Consider the following 16,782-nt stretch of genomic DNA (forward strand, 5'->3'; position numbering starts at 1 on the left):
CCAGACGGGTTCAGCCAACCGGGGCTCAGCCGGCCAGGAACGCCGCGACGGCGCCGTGCAGTGACGCCAGGTCCTCGACGTGCACGAGCTCGCGGATCGAGTGCATCGACAGCAGCCCGACGCCGATGTCGATCGTCGGGATCCCGAGCCGGGTCGCCGCGATCGGACCGATGGTCGAGCCGCCGGGGATCGTGTTCACGTTGACGAACGGCTGCCACGGCACCCCGGCCGTGTCGCACGCGGCGGCCCAGACGGCCTCGCCCTTCGCCTCGGTCATGTAGCGCTGGTTCGCGCTGATCTTCAGCAGCGGGCCGGCACCGGGGCGTGGACGGTTCGTCGGGTCGTGCTTCTCCGGCTGGTTCGGGTGCACCAGGTGGCCGGCGTCGCTCGACAGCAACCACGAGGCGCGGAACGCCCGGGCGGCCTCGGAGCGGGTGGCACCGAGGCCCTCCTGCACGCGGCCGAGGACGTCCTCGAGGAACGGACCACCGGCACCGGACGGGGTCGAGGAACCGATCTCCTCGTGGTCGAACGCGGCGAACACGGGGATGTGGTCGCCGTCGACCGGGGCGTCCACGATGCCGCGGAGTCCGGCGTGCACGCTCGTCAGGTTGTCCATCCGGCCCGAGGCCAGGAACTCGCGCTCGATGCCGATGCGGGTGGGGGCTTGGGCGTCGGCGAGGAAGAGGTCCCACGACACGGCATCGTCACCGAGACGGGCGCGCAGCCACTCCACGACCGAGGTCCCACCGGCGTCGCCGTCGACCCCGACGATCGGCAGCGTGTGGCGCTGGCGATCGATCTCCTTGCCGTCGTTCACCCCGCGGTCGAGGTGGATGGCGAGGTTCGGGATGCGGGCGACGGCGTCGGTGCTGACGAGTCGGACGCTGCCGTCGGCATCGACGACCCGGCCGGCGATGCGGAGGTCGCGGTCGAACCAGGTGGACAGGAGTGCGCCGCCGTAGACCTCCACGTTGAGCTGCTCCCAGCCCCCGGTGCGGACGCCGGGGTTCGGCTTCACGCGGAAGCCGGGGGAGTCGGTGTGGGCGCCGAGGATCCGGAACGGGGTCGTCGCCGACCCACCCTCCGGCAGTCGCCACGCGATCACCGCACCGTCGCGGACAACCACGTACGCGCCGGGTTCGGTCGGCCAGGCGTCGAGCTCGGACAGCTCGGTGAACCCGGCTGCGACGAGGCGGTCACGGGAGGCCGCTGCCGCGTGGAACGCGGTGGGCGACTCGGTGACGAACTGGGCGAACTCGGAGGCGATGGCGTCGACGGTCACCCGCCCATCGTGGCACGGCGGTGGAGTCGACCGGACGCAGAACGGGGCACGTCCGTCGGACGCGCCCCGTTCCTCCCGGCCGGTGGACCCGACCGGACGGACCTGCTCAGCCCTTGGTGTGACCGGCGGAGCCGAGCACCTTCGCGGCCTCGCCCACGCGAGCCGCCATGGCGGACTCGGCGACCTTGCCCCAGGCGCGGGGGTCGTACTGCTTCTTGTTGCCGACCTCGCCGTCGATCTTCAGGACGCCCTCGTAGTTCCGGAACATCGAGTCGGCGATCGAGCGCGTGAACGCGTACTGCGTGTCCGTGTCGATGTTCATCTTGATGACGCCGTTGCGGACGGCCTCGTGGATCTCGTCGTCGGTCGAGCCGGAGCCGCCGTGGAAGACGAGGTCGAGGGGGTTCTCGCCGGTGCCGTGCTTCGCCGCGACCGAGGCCTGGATCTCGCCGAGGAGCTCGGGGCGGAGCTTGACGTTGCCCGGCTTGTAGACGCCGTGCACGTTGCCGAAGGTGAGCGCGGCGATCCAGCGCCCCTTGTCGCCCAGGCCGAGTGCGTCGACGACCTTCTCGACGTCGTTCGGGGTCGTGTACAGGGCGTCGTTCGTGCCCTCGTGCTCGACGCCGTCCTCTTCGCCGCCGACGACGCCGATCTCGACCTCGAGGATCGCGTTGATGTTCCGCGTCTTCTCGATCATCGTCTTCGCGATCTCGATGTTCTCGTCGAGCGGCACGGCCGAGCCGTCCCACATGTGCGACTGGAAGATCGGGTTGCGCCCCTGCCGGACCTCTTCCTCGCTCGCCGCGATGAGCGGCAGGACGAAGCCGTCGAGGGCGTCCTTCGGGCAGTGGTCGGTGTGCAGCGCGACCGTGATGTCGTAGTTCTTCGCGACCTCGTGGGCGAACTTCGCCATCGCGAGGGCACCCGCTGCGCGGTTCTTGATGGTGTGGCCGGCGAAGTAGTCGGCACCGCCCGTCGTCACCTGGAGGATGCCGTCCGAGCCGGACTCCTGCAGGCCCTGGAGGACCGCGTTGATGGTCTGCGACGAGGACACGTTGACCGCGGGGTACGCGAACTTGCCCGCCTTCGCGCGTTCGATCATCTCGGCGTACTGTTCCGGCGTTGCGATGGGCACGTGGATCTCCTTCGACTTCGGTGATGTCCCCGCCGATCGTAGTCAGCCGGACTGGAGTGTGACTCGACGGCGGTCGGTAAGCTCGGGTCGTGACTCCCTCTCCGGAAACCGGCTCCCTGTTCCTCCAGCCCGACCGCAACCTGGCCCTCGAGCTCGTGCGTGCGACGGAGGCCGCCGCGATCCGTGCGCAGCCGTGGGTCGGGCGCGGCGAGAAGAACCTCGCTGACGGCGCCGCGGTCGACGCGATGCGCAAGTTCCTCGGCACGGTGAACTTCGACGGTGTCGTCGTCATCGGTGAGGGCGAGAAGGACAACGCCCCGATGCTCTACAACGGCGAGCACGTCGGCAACGGTCACGGCCCGGCCTGCGACATCGCGGTCGACCCGATCGACGGCACCTCGCTCACCGCCGCCGGCCGCCAGAACGCCATCTCCGTCATGGCCGTCTCGGACCGCGGTTCGATGTACGACCCCTCCGCCGTCTTCTACATGGACAAGATCGCCGCCGGCCCCGAGGGTCGCGGGGTCCTGGACCTCGAGAAGCCGATCGGCGACAACATCCGCGCGCTGGCGAAGGCCAAGGGCAAGGACCTCGAGGACATGGTCGTCGCCGTGCTCGACCGTCCCCGCCACGACGAGCTCATCCGCGCGATCCGCGCGACCGGTGCCGGCACGCGACTGCTGCTCGACGGCGACGTCGCCGGTGGCATCGCCGCCGCCCTGCCCGGCTCGACCATCGACATGTGCGTCGGCGTCGGCGGCACCCCCGAGGGCATCATCACGGCGTGCGCGATCAAGGCGCTCGGCGGCGTGATCCTCGGCAAGCTCCAGCCGAAGGACGACGAGGAGCGCGAGCGCGCCATTGCCGCCGGCCACGACCTGGACAAGGTCCTCGACCAGGACGACCTGGTCACGGGTGACAACACGTTCTTCGTCGCCACCGGCGTCACCGACGGCGTCCTGGTCGACGGTGTCCGTCGCTCGCGCGGTGTCATCCACACCGACTCGCTCGTGCTCCGCTCGCGCTCGAACACGATCCGCCGCATCCAGGCGGACCACCGTGCGGAGAAGTGGTTCTAGGCCGGACGCTCGTCTGCCGCTTCGGGGCGTCGCCGGTCTTCCGGCGGCGCCCCGTTGCATAGGCTCGATGCATGACTGGCACCACGGCACGGATCGTCGGACTGGACACCGCGGGCATCCGCACCCTGCGTGCGCAAGCGGACGGCACGACCGGCCGCCTGCCGCACGTCGTGCCGGTGGCGCCTGACCTCGGGGTGATCCTCGCCGACGACGACGGCTCGATCCTCACCGCGCCGGCGCTCGCCGAGATGGGGTGGACGGACGAGGACGTGCTGCGTGCGGCAGTCGCCGCCGCGCAGGAGCAGGCCGGCGGTGACGTCGCGGTGATCCAGCCCGGCACGATCGTCATCCAGGACGCCGACCTCGCCGTGGTGCTCGTGCTCGCGCCCCAGGCGTTCCAGGGCATCGAGTTCCGCGGCAGCGCAGTGGTCTTCCCGGTTGCGCCGACGACGTTCATCGTCACCGGCGACCAGGACGAGGACGGGCTCCAGGTCGCGGCCGGTGTCGCCCAGCAGATCCTGGCCGACGACGAGGGCGAGGTCCTGAGTGGACCGCCCATGGTGCTGCGCGGTGACGGGTGGGTCCGGTTCGAGCACCCGTCACTCGACGGCGAGCTCCGGACGATCCGCGCGCTCTGGACGGCGACCGCCGCGAACCTGCAGCAGGACGCCTTGCAGGAGTCGTTCGACCGGCGGGGCGAGAGCGTCCACGTCGGTGCGGTCTCGGTCGCCCGGCTCGCCGAGGACGACCCGGCCTTCTCGTACTCGTCGTGGACCCAGGACGTCGAGACGATCGTTGCCGCGGTCGACACCGTGGTGCTCGTCACACTCGACGGCCAGACGCAGCCCGTGCCCTTCGGTCGGCTCCGGGAGTTGGCGACCGACCTGATCGACGAGCTCGACGTCCGCCCCGCCCGGTACCGGCTCCGAGGGTTCCCCGAGCTCGATGCCATCCGCGCAGCCCTCTGACGCCGCAGCTCCGTCGGCGGCACGCGTCCCCGTCGCTGCCCCACGCGGGGGCTTCGTGGTGGCGCATACCGCGTCGAGAAAGGCTCCTTCAGCGCGGAGCAACTTGCTCGGTACGAAAAGGCTGCTCGACGCGAGAAGGCGCTTGCTCATGTTCCGTGGCGGGGCCGGATGGAGGCTGGCAACAGGTTCAATGCCGAGCGCTCGCCCGTGTACTCCGCCAATGAAGTACACATCGAACAGGCTGGGAAGAACTCGTACCTCCGGGTGGACTCGTACGAACACGGTGATGTCATCGTTTCCAGGAAGAGCACTCAGCTCGCTTCCGTGTCGGAGGGTGCGGGTGAGAGCTACGTCAATGAATTCGTCGGCAAGTACCAAGCTGGCCAAGCGGTCATCGCAGGCACACCGCACAACGTCTCACAGCTGGGCCCCGGCGTCGTCGGTTCGCCGCTCAGCGGCGACATGATCCTCGAGGTTCCGGTTCAGCATCTGGCTGTGCCTCCCGCGATCAGCAATGCGGCGACCGACTCCGGCATCCTGATCAGGGATCCTGCGGGCCACGTTTACAATGACCTACCAGGCGGCCCGACACCGGTGGCGTTCTCGCTGGATGCCCCCGTTCAACGAGGCGTCGCTGTGAGTGCCGGCATCGTGACTGCGCCCGGAGACTTCATCGCAGCCGGGAGTGATTGATGTTCAAATTTGGTCGAGCCGAGAACTCGAGGACCGTCGAAGAGCCCGTGATCGAGCACGGATACCTTTACATGCAGAAGTGGAATCACTTCACCCGAACACCGGATCCGAGAGGGTTCCTGAGCGAGCAACAGTGTCGCGGGCGTTGGGACGAGCATCAGGCCGACCAGATCGACTGGTTCACTGTGGTCCCCGCCGAACCGAGCGTGGGCAGCTTCGTCAGGCGGGACGATGGCGGCTTTGCAATCGATCCCGCATCTGCCGTGCCGTCTTGGACCATGGAGGTCACGCCTCGGGGCGGTATCGCCGTCGACGGAACAGCTTTCCAAGTGTTCGTTTGGGACGAAGACAATCGCAATGTGACCATTGGTACGTATTCGAATCGGTGGGGCGGGCGGCTGTTCCTCAGTGAAGTGATCTACAAGATCTTCCCCGACCCCGATGACTTCAGGCCGAAGGAACGTGCGCTGGCCAACAAGCCCCTGTTCTCCAATCGATTGCACCTGTCTCCGAACGGTGACGGGCAGCTCACGCGGATCGATCACTTCAAGCAGACAAAAGACTTGGAGCAGTTCCACGGAGTCGACGTCGAACCGAACTGGGCGGACACGCCAGAATTTGGTGATTGGGAATCGTTGTCCAAGAAGGTCCTCGAGGGCAACCCCCTCGTCTGATCGATCAGCTGACCCGGCGAAACCACCCATGGTCTTCCTGTGGCGAAGGGCAACCTGATGGCCAGACGAGACGTCGAGATCAGCAAAGCCATGTCGCACGCACTCCGGCATGAACCGAAGGCGTATGCACTCAACCTCTCTGACGACGGGAGCGTGCCGCTCACTGACCTGGCTGGTGCGTTGGAGGCAACAGGCCTGGAGGTCGACTCCGAGGACCTGCGTCGTGTGGTCGCCCAATCCGACAAGCAGCGCTTCGCCCTAGTCGGCGACCGGATTCGCGCGCAGTGCGGGTATTCCGCCGGAGCGCATCGTCACGTCGTTGATCACGCCTCAGCCGGTGTTGTGGCATGCAACCTCTCAGGAAGTGGTTGCTGCGATCTTGCGCGAAGGCCTTCTGCCGATGGGGCGACAGTATGCGCACCTGACAACTGATCGAGACCTGGCGATGCAGGCGGGGCGCCGGAAGGCCCCGCGCCCCGTTCTGTTGCGGATCGATGCAGAACGCGCCCATCGTGACGGTGTGGAATTCTGGCAGGGCCATGACGTCGTCACGCTTGCGTTGCGCGTACCGCCTCGGTACATCACCGAGGTCTCGGGTCACAGGGCAACATCATGATGGCGCTGTTCAGGAAATGGCCGCGTCGGCACGACCCTTCCAACGCGTCATCCGAAGGCGATCAGGGGCCGACGGACGCGTCGGATCGGCTGCATGACGCCGAGCAGTACGCGCCACAGGGCTTCCGCTACCCGGAACGTCTCCTTGCGACACTTGCCATGACCGAGCTTCCCGTCATCGATCCGTGGATGTGGACCTCGGACCACCAAGGACAGTCGAAGTTCTGGGCAGAGATCGTTGCGAAGCAGTTTCCGGACCGAGTTCTCGTCCCGTTCGCTAAACACGGCGGCTCGGATGACGTGTTCTGTTTCGACGGGAGTGACCACGGCGGGGATCCTGCCGTGCTCGTCATCCACACCTTCACCCAGTCAGGTTGGGAGGACAGGGGACATTGGCCGTCGTTCGACGCCTGGTGGGAAGAGATGGAGCGGCAGCACGCGGACTGGCTCGCCGAGGAATCCGCCGACGAGACGTGACCCACGAGGGGCCGGTCAGTCCTCGTCGACGGCGCCGACAAGCTCCGGCGCCGTGAGCAACCGCGGCTCGTCCTCGATCGACGCCGGGTCCGCGATGACCTTCGACTCGTCGAGCAGCGACAACCGCCGTGCACTCGGCAGCACCTGCCGCTCGAGCGACCCCACGAACCGGTTGTAGTCGACGACGGAGCCCCGGATCGAACGACCGAGCTTGTCGACGTGCCCCGCCATCGTGGACAGTCGGCCGTAGAGCTCGCGTGAGACCTTGAAGAGTTCGTGTGCCTCTTGCGAGACGACGTCCTGCTGCCACGAGAACGCCACGGTCTTCAGCACGGACCACAGGGTCACGGGTGAGGCGAGGGCGATGCGCTTGCGGAAGGCGTGGTCGAGCAGCCCGGGGTCGGCGGCGAGGGCGCTCGAGATGAGCGACTCGGACGGGATGAAGGCGACGGTGAGCTCGGGGGAGGCGTCGTACCCGGTCCAGTACTCGCGTGCGGCAAGGGCGTCGACGTGCGCTCGGAGCGCCTTGACGTGCTGTCCGATGAGGGCGTCGCGCCGAGCCCCCTCGGCTCCGGTGGCGGTCGCCGGGATCTCGGCGGCCTGCAGGTAGGCGCTGAACGGCACCTTTGCGTCGACGGCGATGGTCTTGCCGCCGGGCAGGTGCACGACCATGTCGGGTCGGGCGGTGCCGGCCGAGGTGGTGACCGACGACTGCACGTCGAAGTCGACCCGCTCGAGCAACCCGGCGGCCTCGACCACGTTGCGCAGCTGCGTCTCGCCCCACACCCCGCGGGTGCTGTTCGAGGACAGGGCGCTGGCCAGGGTGTCGGCCGTGGCACGCAGGCGTTCCTCGGACTCGGCGGCCGACCGCAGCTGCGCCGACAGGGCGCCGTACTGCTCGCTGCGGGACTGCTCGAGCTCGGCGATCTTCGTGCGCATCACGTCGAGGGTCTGGGCAACGGGGCTGAGCGCGGACAGCACCTTCGACTCGTTCTGGTTCCGGGCCGAGTCGGCGCCGTGCATCCGCTGCACGAGGTGCTCGAGCTCGGCGGCACGACGTTCGAGGGAGTCGACCTGTCGGCGGTACTGGGCGTCCTGTGCGTCGAGACGCTCCTCGGCGTCGCGGCGGACCTCGTCGAGCCGCGTGCGGAGTGCCTCGGCGCTCGCGCGCGCCGCCGCGGCGTCGACGCCGGCGCGCGACCGCGCGAGCGACCAGGCGACGACCGCACCGACGGCGATGCCGATCACGAGACCGATGACCAGGGCGAGGATCTGCATGACGTGACCCTGGCAGAACCCACCGACACCGGGCCTCCCGGCCCACCGACACCGGGCCTCCCGGCACACCGACGCGACCACCGGGCCGGCGGAACCGGTCCCGGGAAACCATGTCATGACATTAGGGCAAACACGGTGTACAGTCGTGATCGTCCGCCGATGAAGCCGCACGGAAGGTCCACCACGTCGCATGACGAACCACGCTCCCCACGCCTACGACGTGATCACGATGGGACGCGTCAGCGTCGACATCTACCCGCAGCAGACCGGCCCGCTCGAAGACGTCACGACGTTCTCGAAGTCCGTCGGCGGCAGCGCGACCAACGTCGCCATCGCCGCAGCGCGCCACGGTGCCGATGCCGCGGTCATCACCCGGACGGGCAACGACCCGTTCGGCCGGTACATCGCCCGCACCCTGCCGGAGTTCGGCGTCGCGAACGCCTTCGTCGAGACGGTCGAGGGGCTGAACACCCCCGTCGCGTTCTGCGAGATCTTCCCGCCGGACGACTTCCCGCTGTACTTCTACCGGGCACCGAAGGCGCCGGACCTGATGATCACGGCGAAGTCGCTGCCGCTGCACGAGATCGAGCGGGCGAAGATCTTCTGGACGACGGTGACCGGCCTGAGCGAAGAGCCGAGCCGCCAGGCGCACCACGTCGCGTACGAAGCGCGTTCCGCCGCGCAGAACAGCACGAAGACCCACACCGTGTTGGACCTGGACTACCGCTCGATGTTCTGGTCGAGTCCCGAGGCCGCGACGCGCGAGGTCGCCGTCGCCCTCGAACACGCCACGGTCGCCGTCGGCAACCGCGAGGAGTGCGAGGTCGCCGTCGGTGAGACCGACCCGGTCCGCGCCGCCGACGCCCTGCTCGAGCGCGGGGTCGAGATCGCCATCGTCAAGCAGGGCCCCAAGGGCGTGCTGGCGAAGACCCGCGACGAGTTCGTCGAGTTCCGCCCGCACCACATCGACGTCGTCAACGGCCTCGGCTCGGGCGACGGCTTCGGCGGCGCGCTGACCCACGGCCTGCTGCAGGGCTGGGGCCTCGAGCGGATCCTCGCGTTCTGCAACGCCGCCGGCGCCATCGTCGCGACGCGGTTCGAGTGCTCGACGGCGATGCCCACGAGCGACGAGATCGAGGCGTTCATCGCCAGCAACCCCGCTGACGGCACCAACCACACGAGCACCGAGGAGAAGACCCATGCCTGAGATCAGCCCCGCTGACTTCCAGCGCCTCCGGGACATCCGCGCCGGACAGCCCGAACTGGTGCGGTCCGTGCTCGACGCTCGGCACAAGCGCTCGCTGCTCGCCGACGACGGCAAGCTCTTCATCGTCGCCGCGGACCACCCGGCACGCGGTGCCCTGGCGGTCCGGAACGACGAGTCCGCGATGGCCGACCGCTACGACCTGCTCGAGCGGCTCGTCACGGCGCTCGGCCGCCCCGGCGTCGACGGGGTGCTCGGCACGCCCGACATCCTCGAGGACCTGGCACTGCTCGGCGCCCTCGACGGCAAGGTCGTCGTCGGGTCGATGAACCGCGGCGGACTGCGCGGGGCGACGTTCGAGATGGACGACCGCTACACGGCGTACTCGGCACAGGCCATCAAGGACTCCGGGCTCGACTTCGCGAAGCTGCTGGTTCGCATCGCCCTGGAGGACTCGGGCACGGCACCGACGCTCGAGGCCACGGCCCGTGCGGTCAGCGAGGCCGCCGCACTCCAGCTGCCGATCATGCTCGAGCCGTTCATGTCCGCGTGGCAGGACGGCCGGGTGGTGAACGACCTGACCGCCGACGCCGTCATCACCTCGATGGCGATCGCCGCGGGCCTGGGGGAGTCCAGCGCCTACAGCTGGCTGAAGATCCCGGTCGTCGACGACATGGAGCGGGTGATGGCGGCGACGACGCTGCCGACGCTCCTGCTCGGGGGCGATCCGTCGAGCAAGCCGCTCGAGACCTACGCCAAGTGGGCCGACGCCCTCGCGCTCCCCGGCGTGCGCGGCCTGGTCGTCGGCCGCACCCTGCTCTACCCGCCGGACGGCGACGTCGCCACCGCGGTCGACGTGGCCGCGGGTCTCGTCCACACCGGCAGCGCCGGCGCCACGCACGCAGCAACCACCACACTCGAAGGAAGCAACGCATGACCACCACGGAGACCGCCACCACCACCGTCGGCCACTGGATCGGCGGCAAGCACGTCGAGTCCGCGTCGGGCAACAGCGCCCCCGTGTACGACCCGGCACTGGGCATCGCGACGAAGCAGGTCGCCCTGGCGAACGAGGACGAGATCCAGGCCGCCATCGCGAGCGCCAAAGCGGCGTTCCCGGCGTGGAGCAACCTGTCGCTCACCAAGCGCCAGCAGATCCTGTTCTCGTTCCGCGAGATCCTGAACCGCGACAAGGGCGAGCTCGCCGAGATCATCACGAGCGAGCACGGCAAGGTCATCGACGACGCCCTGGGCGAGATCGCCCGTGGGCAGGAGGTCGTGGAGCTCGCCACGAACATCCCGAGCCTGATGAAGGGCGAGTTCTCCGACCAGGTCTCGACCGGCATCGACGTCTACTCGATCCGGCAGCCGCTCGGTGTCGTGGGCATCATCAGCCCGTTCAACTTCCCGGCGATGGTGCCGCTGTGGTTCCTGCCGATCGCGATCGCCGCGGGCAACACCGTCGTGCTGAAGCCGTCCGAGAAGGACCCGAGCGCCGCCATCTGGCTCGCCGAGAAGTTCACCGAGGCCGGTCTGCCCGACGGCGTCTTCAACGTGCTCAACGGCGACAAGCTCTCCGTCGACGGGCTGCTGGCCAGCCCGGACGTTGAGTCGATCTCGTTCGTCGGTTCCACGCCGATCGCGCAGTACGTCTACGAGACCGGCACGAAGCACGGCAAGCGCGTGCAGGCCCTCGGCGGCGCGAAGAACCACATGCTCGTGCTGCCGGACGCCGACCTCGACCTGGTCGCGGACAACGCCATCAACGCGGGCTTCGGATCTGCCGGTGAGCGCTGCATGGCGATCTCGGTCGTCGTCGCCGTCGAGCCGGTGGCCGACGAGCTCATCCAGAAGATCACGGACCGCGCGGCGACCCTGCGCATCGGCGACGGTCGTCGCGGGTGCGACATGGGCCCGCTCGTCACGAAGCAGCACCGTGACAAGGTCGCCTCGTACATCGAGGTCGCAGAGCAGGACGGTGCGGTGGTTGTGGTGGACGGCCGCACCGTCCGACCCGACGGCGACGAGAACGGCTTCTGGCTGGGCCCGACGCTGATCGACCAGGTCCCCACCACGAGCCGCGTCTACACCGAGGAGATCTTCGGTCCTGTGCTCAGCGTCGTCCGCGTCGCCACGTACGAAGAGGGCCTCGAGCTCATCAACTCGGGTGCGTACGGCAACGGGACCGCCATCTTCACCAACGACGGCGGCGCCGCGCGTCGCTTCCAGCGCGACGTGCAGGTCGGCATGATCGGCATCAACGTCCCGATCCCCGTGCCGGTCGCGTACTACTCGTTCGGCGGCTGGAAGAACTCGCTGTTCGGTGACCACAAGGCGTACGGCGCCGACGGCGTGAGCTTCTTCACCCGCCAGAAGGCGATCACGAGCCGTTGGCTCGACCCGTCGCACGGCGGCATCAACCTCGGCTTCCCGTCGAACAACTGAGCCGCAGCATGGCGAACGAACAGCACGAGCACGACCAGTGGTTCATCCCGGCGGGCTCCCGGCCCGAGGCGGGCTGGACCGACGTCGTCGACGGTCGCATCGCAGGATGGACGCACACCGGGCTCCGGACCGGCACCCTGACGGACAGCGACCCGACCGGCACACGCGAGCTGCGCCTCCCGGCCGTCGCCGTGGAGCGCATCGTCGTGCCGCTCGCGGGGGCGTTCCACGTGACCTACGCGGGCGCCGCCGGTGACGGCGAGCAGGCCCTGCAGGGGCGCGCGAGCGTGTTCGAGGGTCCCACCGACGTCCTGTACCTAGGGTCCGGCTCAGCGGCGACGATCACCGGCAGCGGCCGGTTCGCGGTCGCCGAGGCGCCCACCGACACCGTCAAGCCGACCACGTACGTGGCCCGGCAGGACGTGCCGGTCGAGCTCCGCGGTGCCGGGCAGTCCAGCCGGCAGGTGCACAACTTCGGCACCCCGGCCGCGCTCGACGCCGTGAAGTTCATCGTGTGCGAGGTGATCACGCCGGCCGGCAACTGGTCGTCGTACCCGCCGCACAAGCACGACACGAACGTGCCCGGCGAGGAGTCGAACCTCGAGGAGATCTACTACTACGAGTCCGCGGTCGCACGCGGCCTCTCCGCTCCGGCCACCGCCGATCCGTTCGCGCTGCACCGGACCTACGCCTCGGACGACCGTCCGATCGACGAGTTCCGCGAAGTCCGCACCGGCGACGTCGCGCTCGTCCCGCACGGGTGGCACGGCCCCGCCGTCGCCGCTCCGGGCTACGACATGTACTACCTCAACGTGATGGCCGGGCCCGACCCGGAGCGCGTCTGGAACATCACCGACGACCCGGCGCACGGCTGGGTCCGCCAGGCATGGGCGAGCGAGCAGCTCGACCCGCGCCTGCCCTACGAAAGGAAGCAGGCGTGACCACCACCACGCGCCGGATGACCGTCGGCCAGGCACTCGTCGAGTTCCTGGCCAACCAGTGGACCGTCGACGGCGACGTCCGCGAACGCACCATCCCGGGGATCTTCGGCATCTTCGGGCACGGCAACGTCGCCGGCGTCGGACAGGCCATCAAGCAGCTCCACGTCGAGCAGCCCGGACTGCTGCCGTACCACCAGGCCCGCAACGAGCAGGCGATGGTGCACGAGGCCGTCGGGTTCGCCCGCATGCACCGCCGCCGTGCGACCTTCGCCGCGACGGCGTCGGTCGGTCCGGGTGCCGCGAACATGCTCACCGCCGCCGCGCTCGCGACGACGAACCGCCTGCCCGCACTGCTGCTGCCGTCGGACACGTTCGCCACGCGGACCACCGACCCGGTGCTCCAGCAGATCGAACTGCCGCACGACACCTCCCTGCAGGTGACCGACGCGTTCCGTCCGCTGTCGCGCTACTTCGACCGTGTCGAGCGGCCCGAGCAGCTGTTCTCGATCGCCCTCGCGGCGATGCGGGTGCTGACCGACCCGGCGGAGACCGGTGCCGTGACGATCGCCCTGCCGGAGGACGTGCAGGCCGAGGAGTTCGACGTCCCCGTCGCGTTCCTGCAGCCGCGCGAGTGGCACATCCGCCGTCCGCTGCCCGAGCACGGGCCGCTGGCGCGTGCGGTCGCCGCGATCCGGGCGGCGAAGCGCCCCGTCATCGTCGCGGGCGGTGGCGTGCTGTACTCCGGCGCGGAGCACGAGCTCGCCGCCTTCGTCGAAGCGACCGGCATCCCGGTCGGCACCTCGCAGGCCGGCGGCGGATCGCTCGTCTGGGACCACCCGCAGTCCCTCGGTGGCATCGGCGCGACCGGCACGGCCGCCGCGAACGCGGTCGCCGCGCAGGCGGACGTCGTGATCGGGATCGGGACGCGCTACAGCGACTTCACGACCGCGTCGCGGACCGCGTTCCAGAACCCGGACGTCACGTTCGTGAACGTCAACGTGGCCGCGTTCGACGCCTACAAGCACGGTTCGCAGCTGCCGCTGATCGCGGATGCCCGGGAGGCCCTGGTCGCGTTGACCGCGGCACTCACGTCGACCGGGTCGTCACCCGCAGAGCCCGCGTACGTCGTCGACGCCGCCTACGCTGCGGAGATCGCCTCGCTGAAGGCCGCGTGGGACGCAGCCGTCGACGGCGCGTTCGCGCCGTCCGGCGCGGACCTGCCCGGCCAGCCGGAGATCATCGGCGCCGTGCAGTCGGTGTCCGACCCCCGCGACGTCGTCATCCAGGCGGCCGGCTCGCTGCCCGGCGACCTGCACAAGCTCTGGCGCGTGCGGGACGCCCTCGGCTACCACGTCGAGTACGCGTTCTCGTGCATGGGCTACGAGATCGCCGGCGGCATCGGCGTCCGTCGTGGCGCCCCGGACCGCGACGCGATCGTCATGGTCGGCGACGGCAGCTACCTCATGCTGCACACCGAGCTCGTCACCGCCGTGGCCGAGGGCATCAAGATCATCGTCGTGCTCATCCAGAACCACGGGTACGCGTCGATCGGGCACCTGTCCGAGACCGTCGGGTCCGAGCGCTACGGCACGAAGTACCGCTACCTGGACGAGACGCAGTCGTTCGACAACGGCGACCCGCTGCCCGTCGACCTCGCGGCGAACGCGCGGTCGTACGGCGTCGACGTGATCGAGGTCCAGCCCGGCCCGGACAGCATCGAGGACCTCAAGGCCGCGGTGCGTCAGGCGAAGGCGAACGACCACACCACCCTCGTGCACATCAACTCGGACCCGCTGGTCTACGCCCCCGAGGGCGACGGCTGGTGGGACGTGCCGGTCGCGCAGACCTCGACGCTGTCGAGCACGCAGACCGCCCGCGCCGAGTACGAGCAGCAGGTCGCCGCCCAGCGCCCGCTGCTCGGCTGAGCACCACCGTCCACCACACGCACCACACCCAGAGAGCAGACGACGACGTCATGACCGACACCGCCACCGCAACCGACGCCATCCGGATCGGCACCGCCCCCGACTCGTGGGGCGTCTGGTTCCCCGACGACCCGAACCAGGTGCCGTGGAAGCGCTTCCTCGACGAGGCGGCCGCCGCCGGGTACGAGTGGATCGAGCTCGGACCGTACGGCTACCTGCCGACCGACCCCTCGCAGCTGTCCGACGAGCTCGAGTCGCGCGGGCTGAAGCTCTCCGCCGGCACCGTGTTCACCGGGTTCCACAAGGGCGAGGACCAGTTCCAGCGCGCCTGGGACCAGGCCGTGGCGGTCGCGGGTCTGGCGGCCAAGCTCGGCGCCCAGCACCTCGTGACGATCCCGGACCTGTGGCGTTCGGACGCCACGGAAGAGGTGCTCGAGTCGCGCACCCTGACCGACGAGCAGTGGGACCGCCTCGGCAAGGGGCACGACCAGCTCGGCAAGGCGCTGCTCGAGGAGTACGGCGTCCACCAGCAGTTCCACACGCACGCCGACAGCCACGTCGGCACCTACAAGGAGACCGTGCGGTTCCTCGAGGTGACGAACCCGGAGTACACGAACCTCTGCCTCGACACCGGCCACTTCGCGTACTACGGCGGCGACAACCTCAAGCTCATCGCCGCGCACCCGGAGCGCATCGGGTACCTGCACCTCAAGCAGGTCGACACCGACCTGCTGTTCGACGTGCTGAAGAACGACGTGCCGTTCGCCACCGCCGTGTCGCAGGGCATCATGACCGAGCCGCCGCACGGTACCCCGGAACTCGCCCCGATCATCGAGGCCGTCGCGAAGATCAACCCGGACGTCTTCGGCATCGTCGAGCAGGACATGTACGGCTGCTCGGTCGACGCCCCCGGCCCGATCGCCGAGCGCACGTTCCAGCACATCTTCGGTTCCACGTCCGCCGCCCGCGTGTCCTGACCGGCCACCAACAGCCGTCCACGCAGCGTCATCTACCCCAGGAGCACCGCCATGAGCACCACTGACAACCTCCGCGTCGCCGTCGTCGGCGCGGGCGCCATGGGCAGCGACCACATCCGTCGCATCACCTCGACCATCGCCGGCGCCGACGTCGTCGCCATCGTCGACCCCGACAGCGGCCGCGCGACCGCCGCCGCGGCGAAGGCGCCCGGCGCGATCACCGCGGCGTCGTTCGAGGAAGCACTCGACGCCACCGCGATCGACGCCGTCATCGTCGCGACGCCGGGCTTCCTGCACGAGCCGGTCCTGGTGCCGGCGCTCGAGCGCGGCCTGGCCGTCCTGTGCGAGAAGCCGCTCACCACGTCGGCCGAGGACTCCCTGCGGATCGTCGAGCTCGAGCAGCAGCACGCCGACCGCCCGAAGATCCAGGTCGGCTTCATGCGCCGCTTCGACAAGGGGTACCAGGAGCTGCGTGCCCTGCGGGAGTCCGGTGCCAACGGCGCCCTGCTCGCGCTGCACCACGCGCACCGCAACCCGACCACACCGCCGAACTTCAGCGAGTCGATGCTCATCCACGACTCGGTGATCCACGAGATCGACATCATCCCGTTCATCACGGGCGAGGCGATCACGAGCGTCGAGGTCAAGAAGCCCCGCAAGAACTCGCTCGCGCCGGCCGACCTGCCCGAGCCGCAGTTCGTGCTGTTCACCACCGAGTCCGGCACCATGGCGATCGTCGAGATCAACGTGAACGCCCAGTTCGGCTACCAGGTCACCACCGACGCGGTGTTCGAGTCCGGGGTCGCCTACATCGGCCGTGAGACCTCGTTGAACCTCGTGTCGCAGGGCGTCTCCGGCCAGGGCGTCACCCCGTCGTTCGTCGAGCGCTTCGGTGCCGCCTACGACGAAGAGGTGCAGCGCTGGGTCGACGCCGCACGGGCCGGTGGGATCGACGGGCCGAGCGCCTGGGACGGGTACACGGCGTCGGTCGTCGCCGAGGTCGCCGTGCGTGCGCAGCAGTCCGGTGCGCTCGAACCGATCACGTACGCGACCGCGAAGCCCGCCTTCTACGAGACGGCCTGATCG

Annotated in this window: 17 protein-coding genes; 14 read left to right on the top strand and 3 right to left on the bottom strand. The window is 69.2% G+C overall.

From position 1 onward, the window contains the following. Positions 1-25 precede the first annotated feature (25 nt). Both ACGH48_RS04775 and fbaA read right to left on the bottom strand, forming a co-directional pair. Positions 26-1,285, bottom strand: a complete 1,260-nt coding sequence (locus ACGH48_RS04775; protein ID WP_396290376.1) for a M18 family aminopeptidase — start codon at positions 1,283-1,285, stop codon at positions 26-28. Positions 1,286-1,391: 106 nt separating this feature from the next. Then, on the bottom strand, positions 1,392-2,420 hold the full coding sequence (fbaA, locus tag ACGH48_RS04780; RefSeq protein WP_123313285.1) for a class II fructose-bisphosphate aldolase: 1,029 nt from the start codon (positions 2,418-2,420) through the stop codon (positions 1,392-1,394). An 89-nt stretch (positions 2,421-2,509) separates the two neighbouring features. Here fbaA and glpX point away from each other — a divergent pair, with 89 nt between their 5' ends. The 7 genes from glpX to ACGH48_RS04815 all read left to right on the top strand — a co-directional run bounded on the left by glpX (position 2,510) and on the right by ACGH48_RS04815 (position 6,926). Continuing rightward, the gene (gene glpX, locus ACGH48_RS04785; protein WP_396290377.1) at positions 2,510-3,499 is read left to right on the top strand and encodes a class II fructose-bisphosphatase; all 990 of its coding nucleotides are present in this window, start codon (positions 2,510-2,512) and stop codon (positions 3,497-3,499) included. A 71-nt stretch (positions 3,500-3,570) separates the two neighbouring features. Continuing rightward, complete coding sequence (locus ACGH48_RS04790) at positions 3,571-4,467, top strand: hypothetical protein (protein WP_396290378.1); 897 nt, start codon at positions 3,571-3,573, stop codon at positions 4,465-4,467. Between the two features lie 168 nt (positions 4,468-4,635). Next, complete coding sequence (locus ACGH48_RS04795; RefSeq protein ID WP_396290380.1) at positions 4,636-5,160, top strand: hypothetical protein; 525 nt, start codon at positions 4,636-4,638, stop codon at positions 5,158-5,160. A 47-nt stretch (positions 5,161-5,207) separates the two neighbouring features. Next, the gene (locus tag ACGH48_RS04800; RefSeq protein ID WP_396290382.1) at positions 5,208-5,834 is read left to right on the top strand and encodes a hypothetical protein; all 627 of its coding nucleotides are present in this window, start codon (positions 5,208-5,210) and stop codon (positions 5,832-5,834) included. 39 nt (positions 5,835-5,873) lie between these two features. Next, the gene (locus ACGH48_RS04805; RefSeq protein WP_396290383.1) at positions 5,874-6,266 is read left to right on the top strand and encodes an RNA 2'-phosphotransferase; all 393 of its coding nucleotides are present in this window, start codon (positions 5,874-5,876) and stop codon (positions 6,264-6,266) included. Continuing rightward, entirely contained in the window at positions 6,199-6,450 is a 252-nt protein-coding gene (locus ACGH48_RS04810) for an RNA 2'-phosphotransferase (RefSeq protein ID WP_396290384.1), read from the top strand. The genes ACGH48_RS04805 and ACGH48_RS04810 overlap by 68 nt, the downstream gene beginning before the upstream one ends. Further along, positions 6,447-6,926, top strand: coding sequence for a hypothetical protein (locus tag ACGH48_RS04815; RefSeq protein ID WP_396290385.1), 480 nt, complete (start codon positions 6,447-6,449; stop codon positions 6,924-6,926). Before ACGH48_RS04810 ends, ACGH48_RS04815 begins: the two co-directional genes overlap by 4 nt. Positions 6,927-6,941: 15 nt before the next feature. On the opposite strand, the gene ACGH48_RS04820 is transcribed toward ACGH48_RS04815, so the two are convergent. Then, on the bottom strand, positions 6,942-8,204 hold the full coding sequence (locus ACGH48_RS04820; protein ID WP_396290386.1) for a DNA recombination protein RmuC: 1,263 nt from the start codon (positions 8,202-8,204) through the stop codon (positions 6,942-6,944). Positions 8,205-8,394: 190 nt separating this feature from the next. On the opposite strand from ACGH48_RS04820, the gene iolC reads away from it, so the two are divergent. The 7 genes from iolC to ACGH48_RS04855 are packed head-to-tail and all read left to right on the top strand — an operon-like array spanning position 8,395 to position 16,779. Then, entirely contained in the window at positions 8,395-9,411 is a 1,017-nt protein-coding gene (gene iolC / locus ACGH48_RS04825) for a 5-dehydro-2-deoxygluconokinase (RefSeq protein WP_396290387.1), read from the top strand. After that, positions 9,404-10,345 (top strand): class I fructose-bisphosphate aldolase, encoded by a 942-nt coding sequence (locus ACGH48_RS04830; RefSeq protein ID WP_396290388.1) that lies wholly within the window; start codon positions 9,404-9,406, stop codon positions 10,343-10,345. Before iolC ends, ACGH48_RS04830 begins: the two co-directional genes overlap by 8 nt. Further along, a complete protein-coding gene (locus ACGH48_RS04835) occupies positions 10,342-11,853 on the top strand; it encodes a CoA-acylating methylmalonate-semialdehyde dehydrogenase (RefSeq protein ID WP_396290389.1) in 1,512 nt (503 codons plus the stop codon). Before ACGH48_RS04830 ends, ACGH48_RS04835 begins: the two co-directional genes overlap by 4 nt. An 8-nt stretch (positions 11,854-11,861) precedes the next feature. Beyond that, positions 11,862-12,794, top strand: a complete 933-nt coding sequence (iolB, locus tag ACGH48_RS04840; RefSeq protein ID WP_396290391.1) for a 5-deoxy-glucuronate isomerase — start codon at positions 11,862-11,864, stop codon at positions 12,792-12,794. 17 nt (positions 12,795-12,811) lie between these two features. Beyond that, on the top strand, positions 12,812-14,719 hold the full coding sequence (iolD, locus tag ACGH48_RS04845) for a 3D-(3,5/4)-trihydroxycyclohexane-1,2-dione acylhydrolase (decyclizing) (RefSeq protein ID WP_396291166.1): 1,908 nt from the start codon (positions 12,812-12,814) through the stop codon (positions 14,717-14,719). 50 nt (positions 14,720-14,769) lie between these two features. Beyond that, a complete protein-coding gene (locus ACGH48_RS04850; RefSeq protein ID WP_173169472.1) occupies positions 14,770-15,696 on the top strand; it encodes a sugar phosphate isomerase/epimerase in 927 nt (308 codons plus the stop codon). Positions 15,697-15,747: 51 nt separating this feature from the next. Beyond that, positions 15,748-16,779, top strand: coding sequence for a Gfo/Idh/MocA family protein (locus tag ACGH48_RS04855; RefSeq protein WP_396290392.1), 1,032 nt, complete (start codon positions 15,748-15,750; stop codon positions 16,777-16,779). The last annotated feature ends 3 nt before the right edge of the window (positions 16,780-16,782 follow it).

It is taken from the genome of Curtobacterium pomorum (assembly GCF_044497295.1).
GTDB lineage: Bacteria > Actinomycetota > Actinomycetes > Actinomycetales > Microbacteriaceae > Curtobacterium.

What these genes read in the sequence shown, in the direction of transcription:
- iolC (WP_396290387.1), top strand. Translation starts at nt 8,395, where the DNA reads ATGACGAACCACGCTCCCCACGCCTACGACGTGATCACGATGGGACGC.
- ACGH48_RS04830 (WP_396290388.1), top strand. Translation starts at nt 9,404, where the DNA reads ATGCCTGAGATCAGCCCCGCTGACTTCCAGCGCCTCCGGGACATCCGC.
- ACGH48_RS04820 (WP_396290386.1), bottom strand. Translation starts at nt 8,204, where the DNA reads ATGCAGATCCTCGCCCTGGTCATCGGTCTCGTGATCGGCATCGCCGTC.
- ACGH48_RS04790 (WP_396290378.1), top strand. Translation starts at nt 3,571, where the DNA reads ATGACTGGCACCACGGCACGGATCGTCGGACTGGACACCGCGGGCATC.
- ACGH48_RS04850 (WP_173169472.1), top strand. Translation starts at nt 14,770, where the DNA reads ATGACCGACACCGCCACCGCAACCGACGCCATCCGGATCGGCACCGCC.
- ACGH48_RS04835 (WP_396290389.1), top strand. Translation starts at nt 10,342, where the DNA reads ATGACCACCACGGAGACCGCCACCACCACCGTCGGCCACTGGATCGGC.
- ACGH48_RS04815 (WP_396290385.1), top strand. Translation starts at nt 6,447, where the DNA reads ATGATGGCGCTGTTCAGGAAATGGCCGCGTCGGCACGACCCTTCCAAC.
- ACGH48_RS04855 (WP_396290392.1), top strand. Translation starts at nt 15,748, where the DNA reads ATGAGCACCACTGACAACCTCCGCGTCGCCGTCGTCGGCGCGGGCGCC.
- ACGH48_RS04795 (WP_396290380.1), top strand. Translation starts at nt 4,636, where the DNA reads ATGGAGGCTGGCAACAGGTTCAATGCCGAGCGCTCGCCCGTGTACTCC.
- iolD (WP_396291166.1), top strand. Translation starts at nt 12,812, where the DNA reads ATGACCGTCGGCCAGGCACTCGTCGAGTTCCTGGCCAACCAGTGGACC.
- iolB (WP_396290391.1), top strand. Translation starts at nt 11,862, where the DNA reads ATGGCGAACGAACAGCACGAGCACGACCAGTGGTTCATCCCGGCGGGC.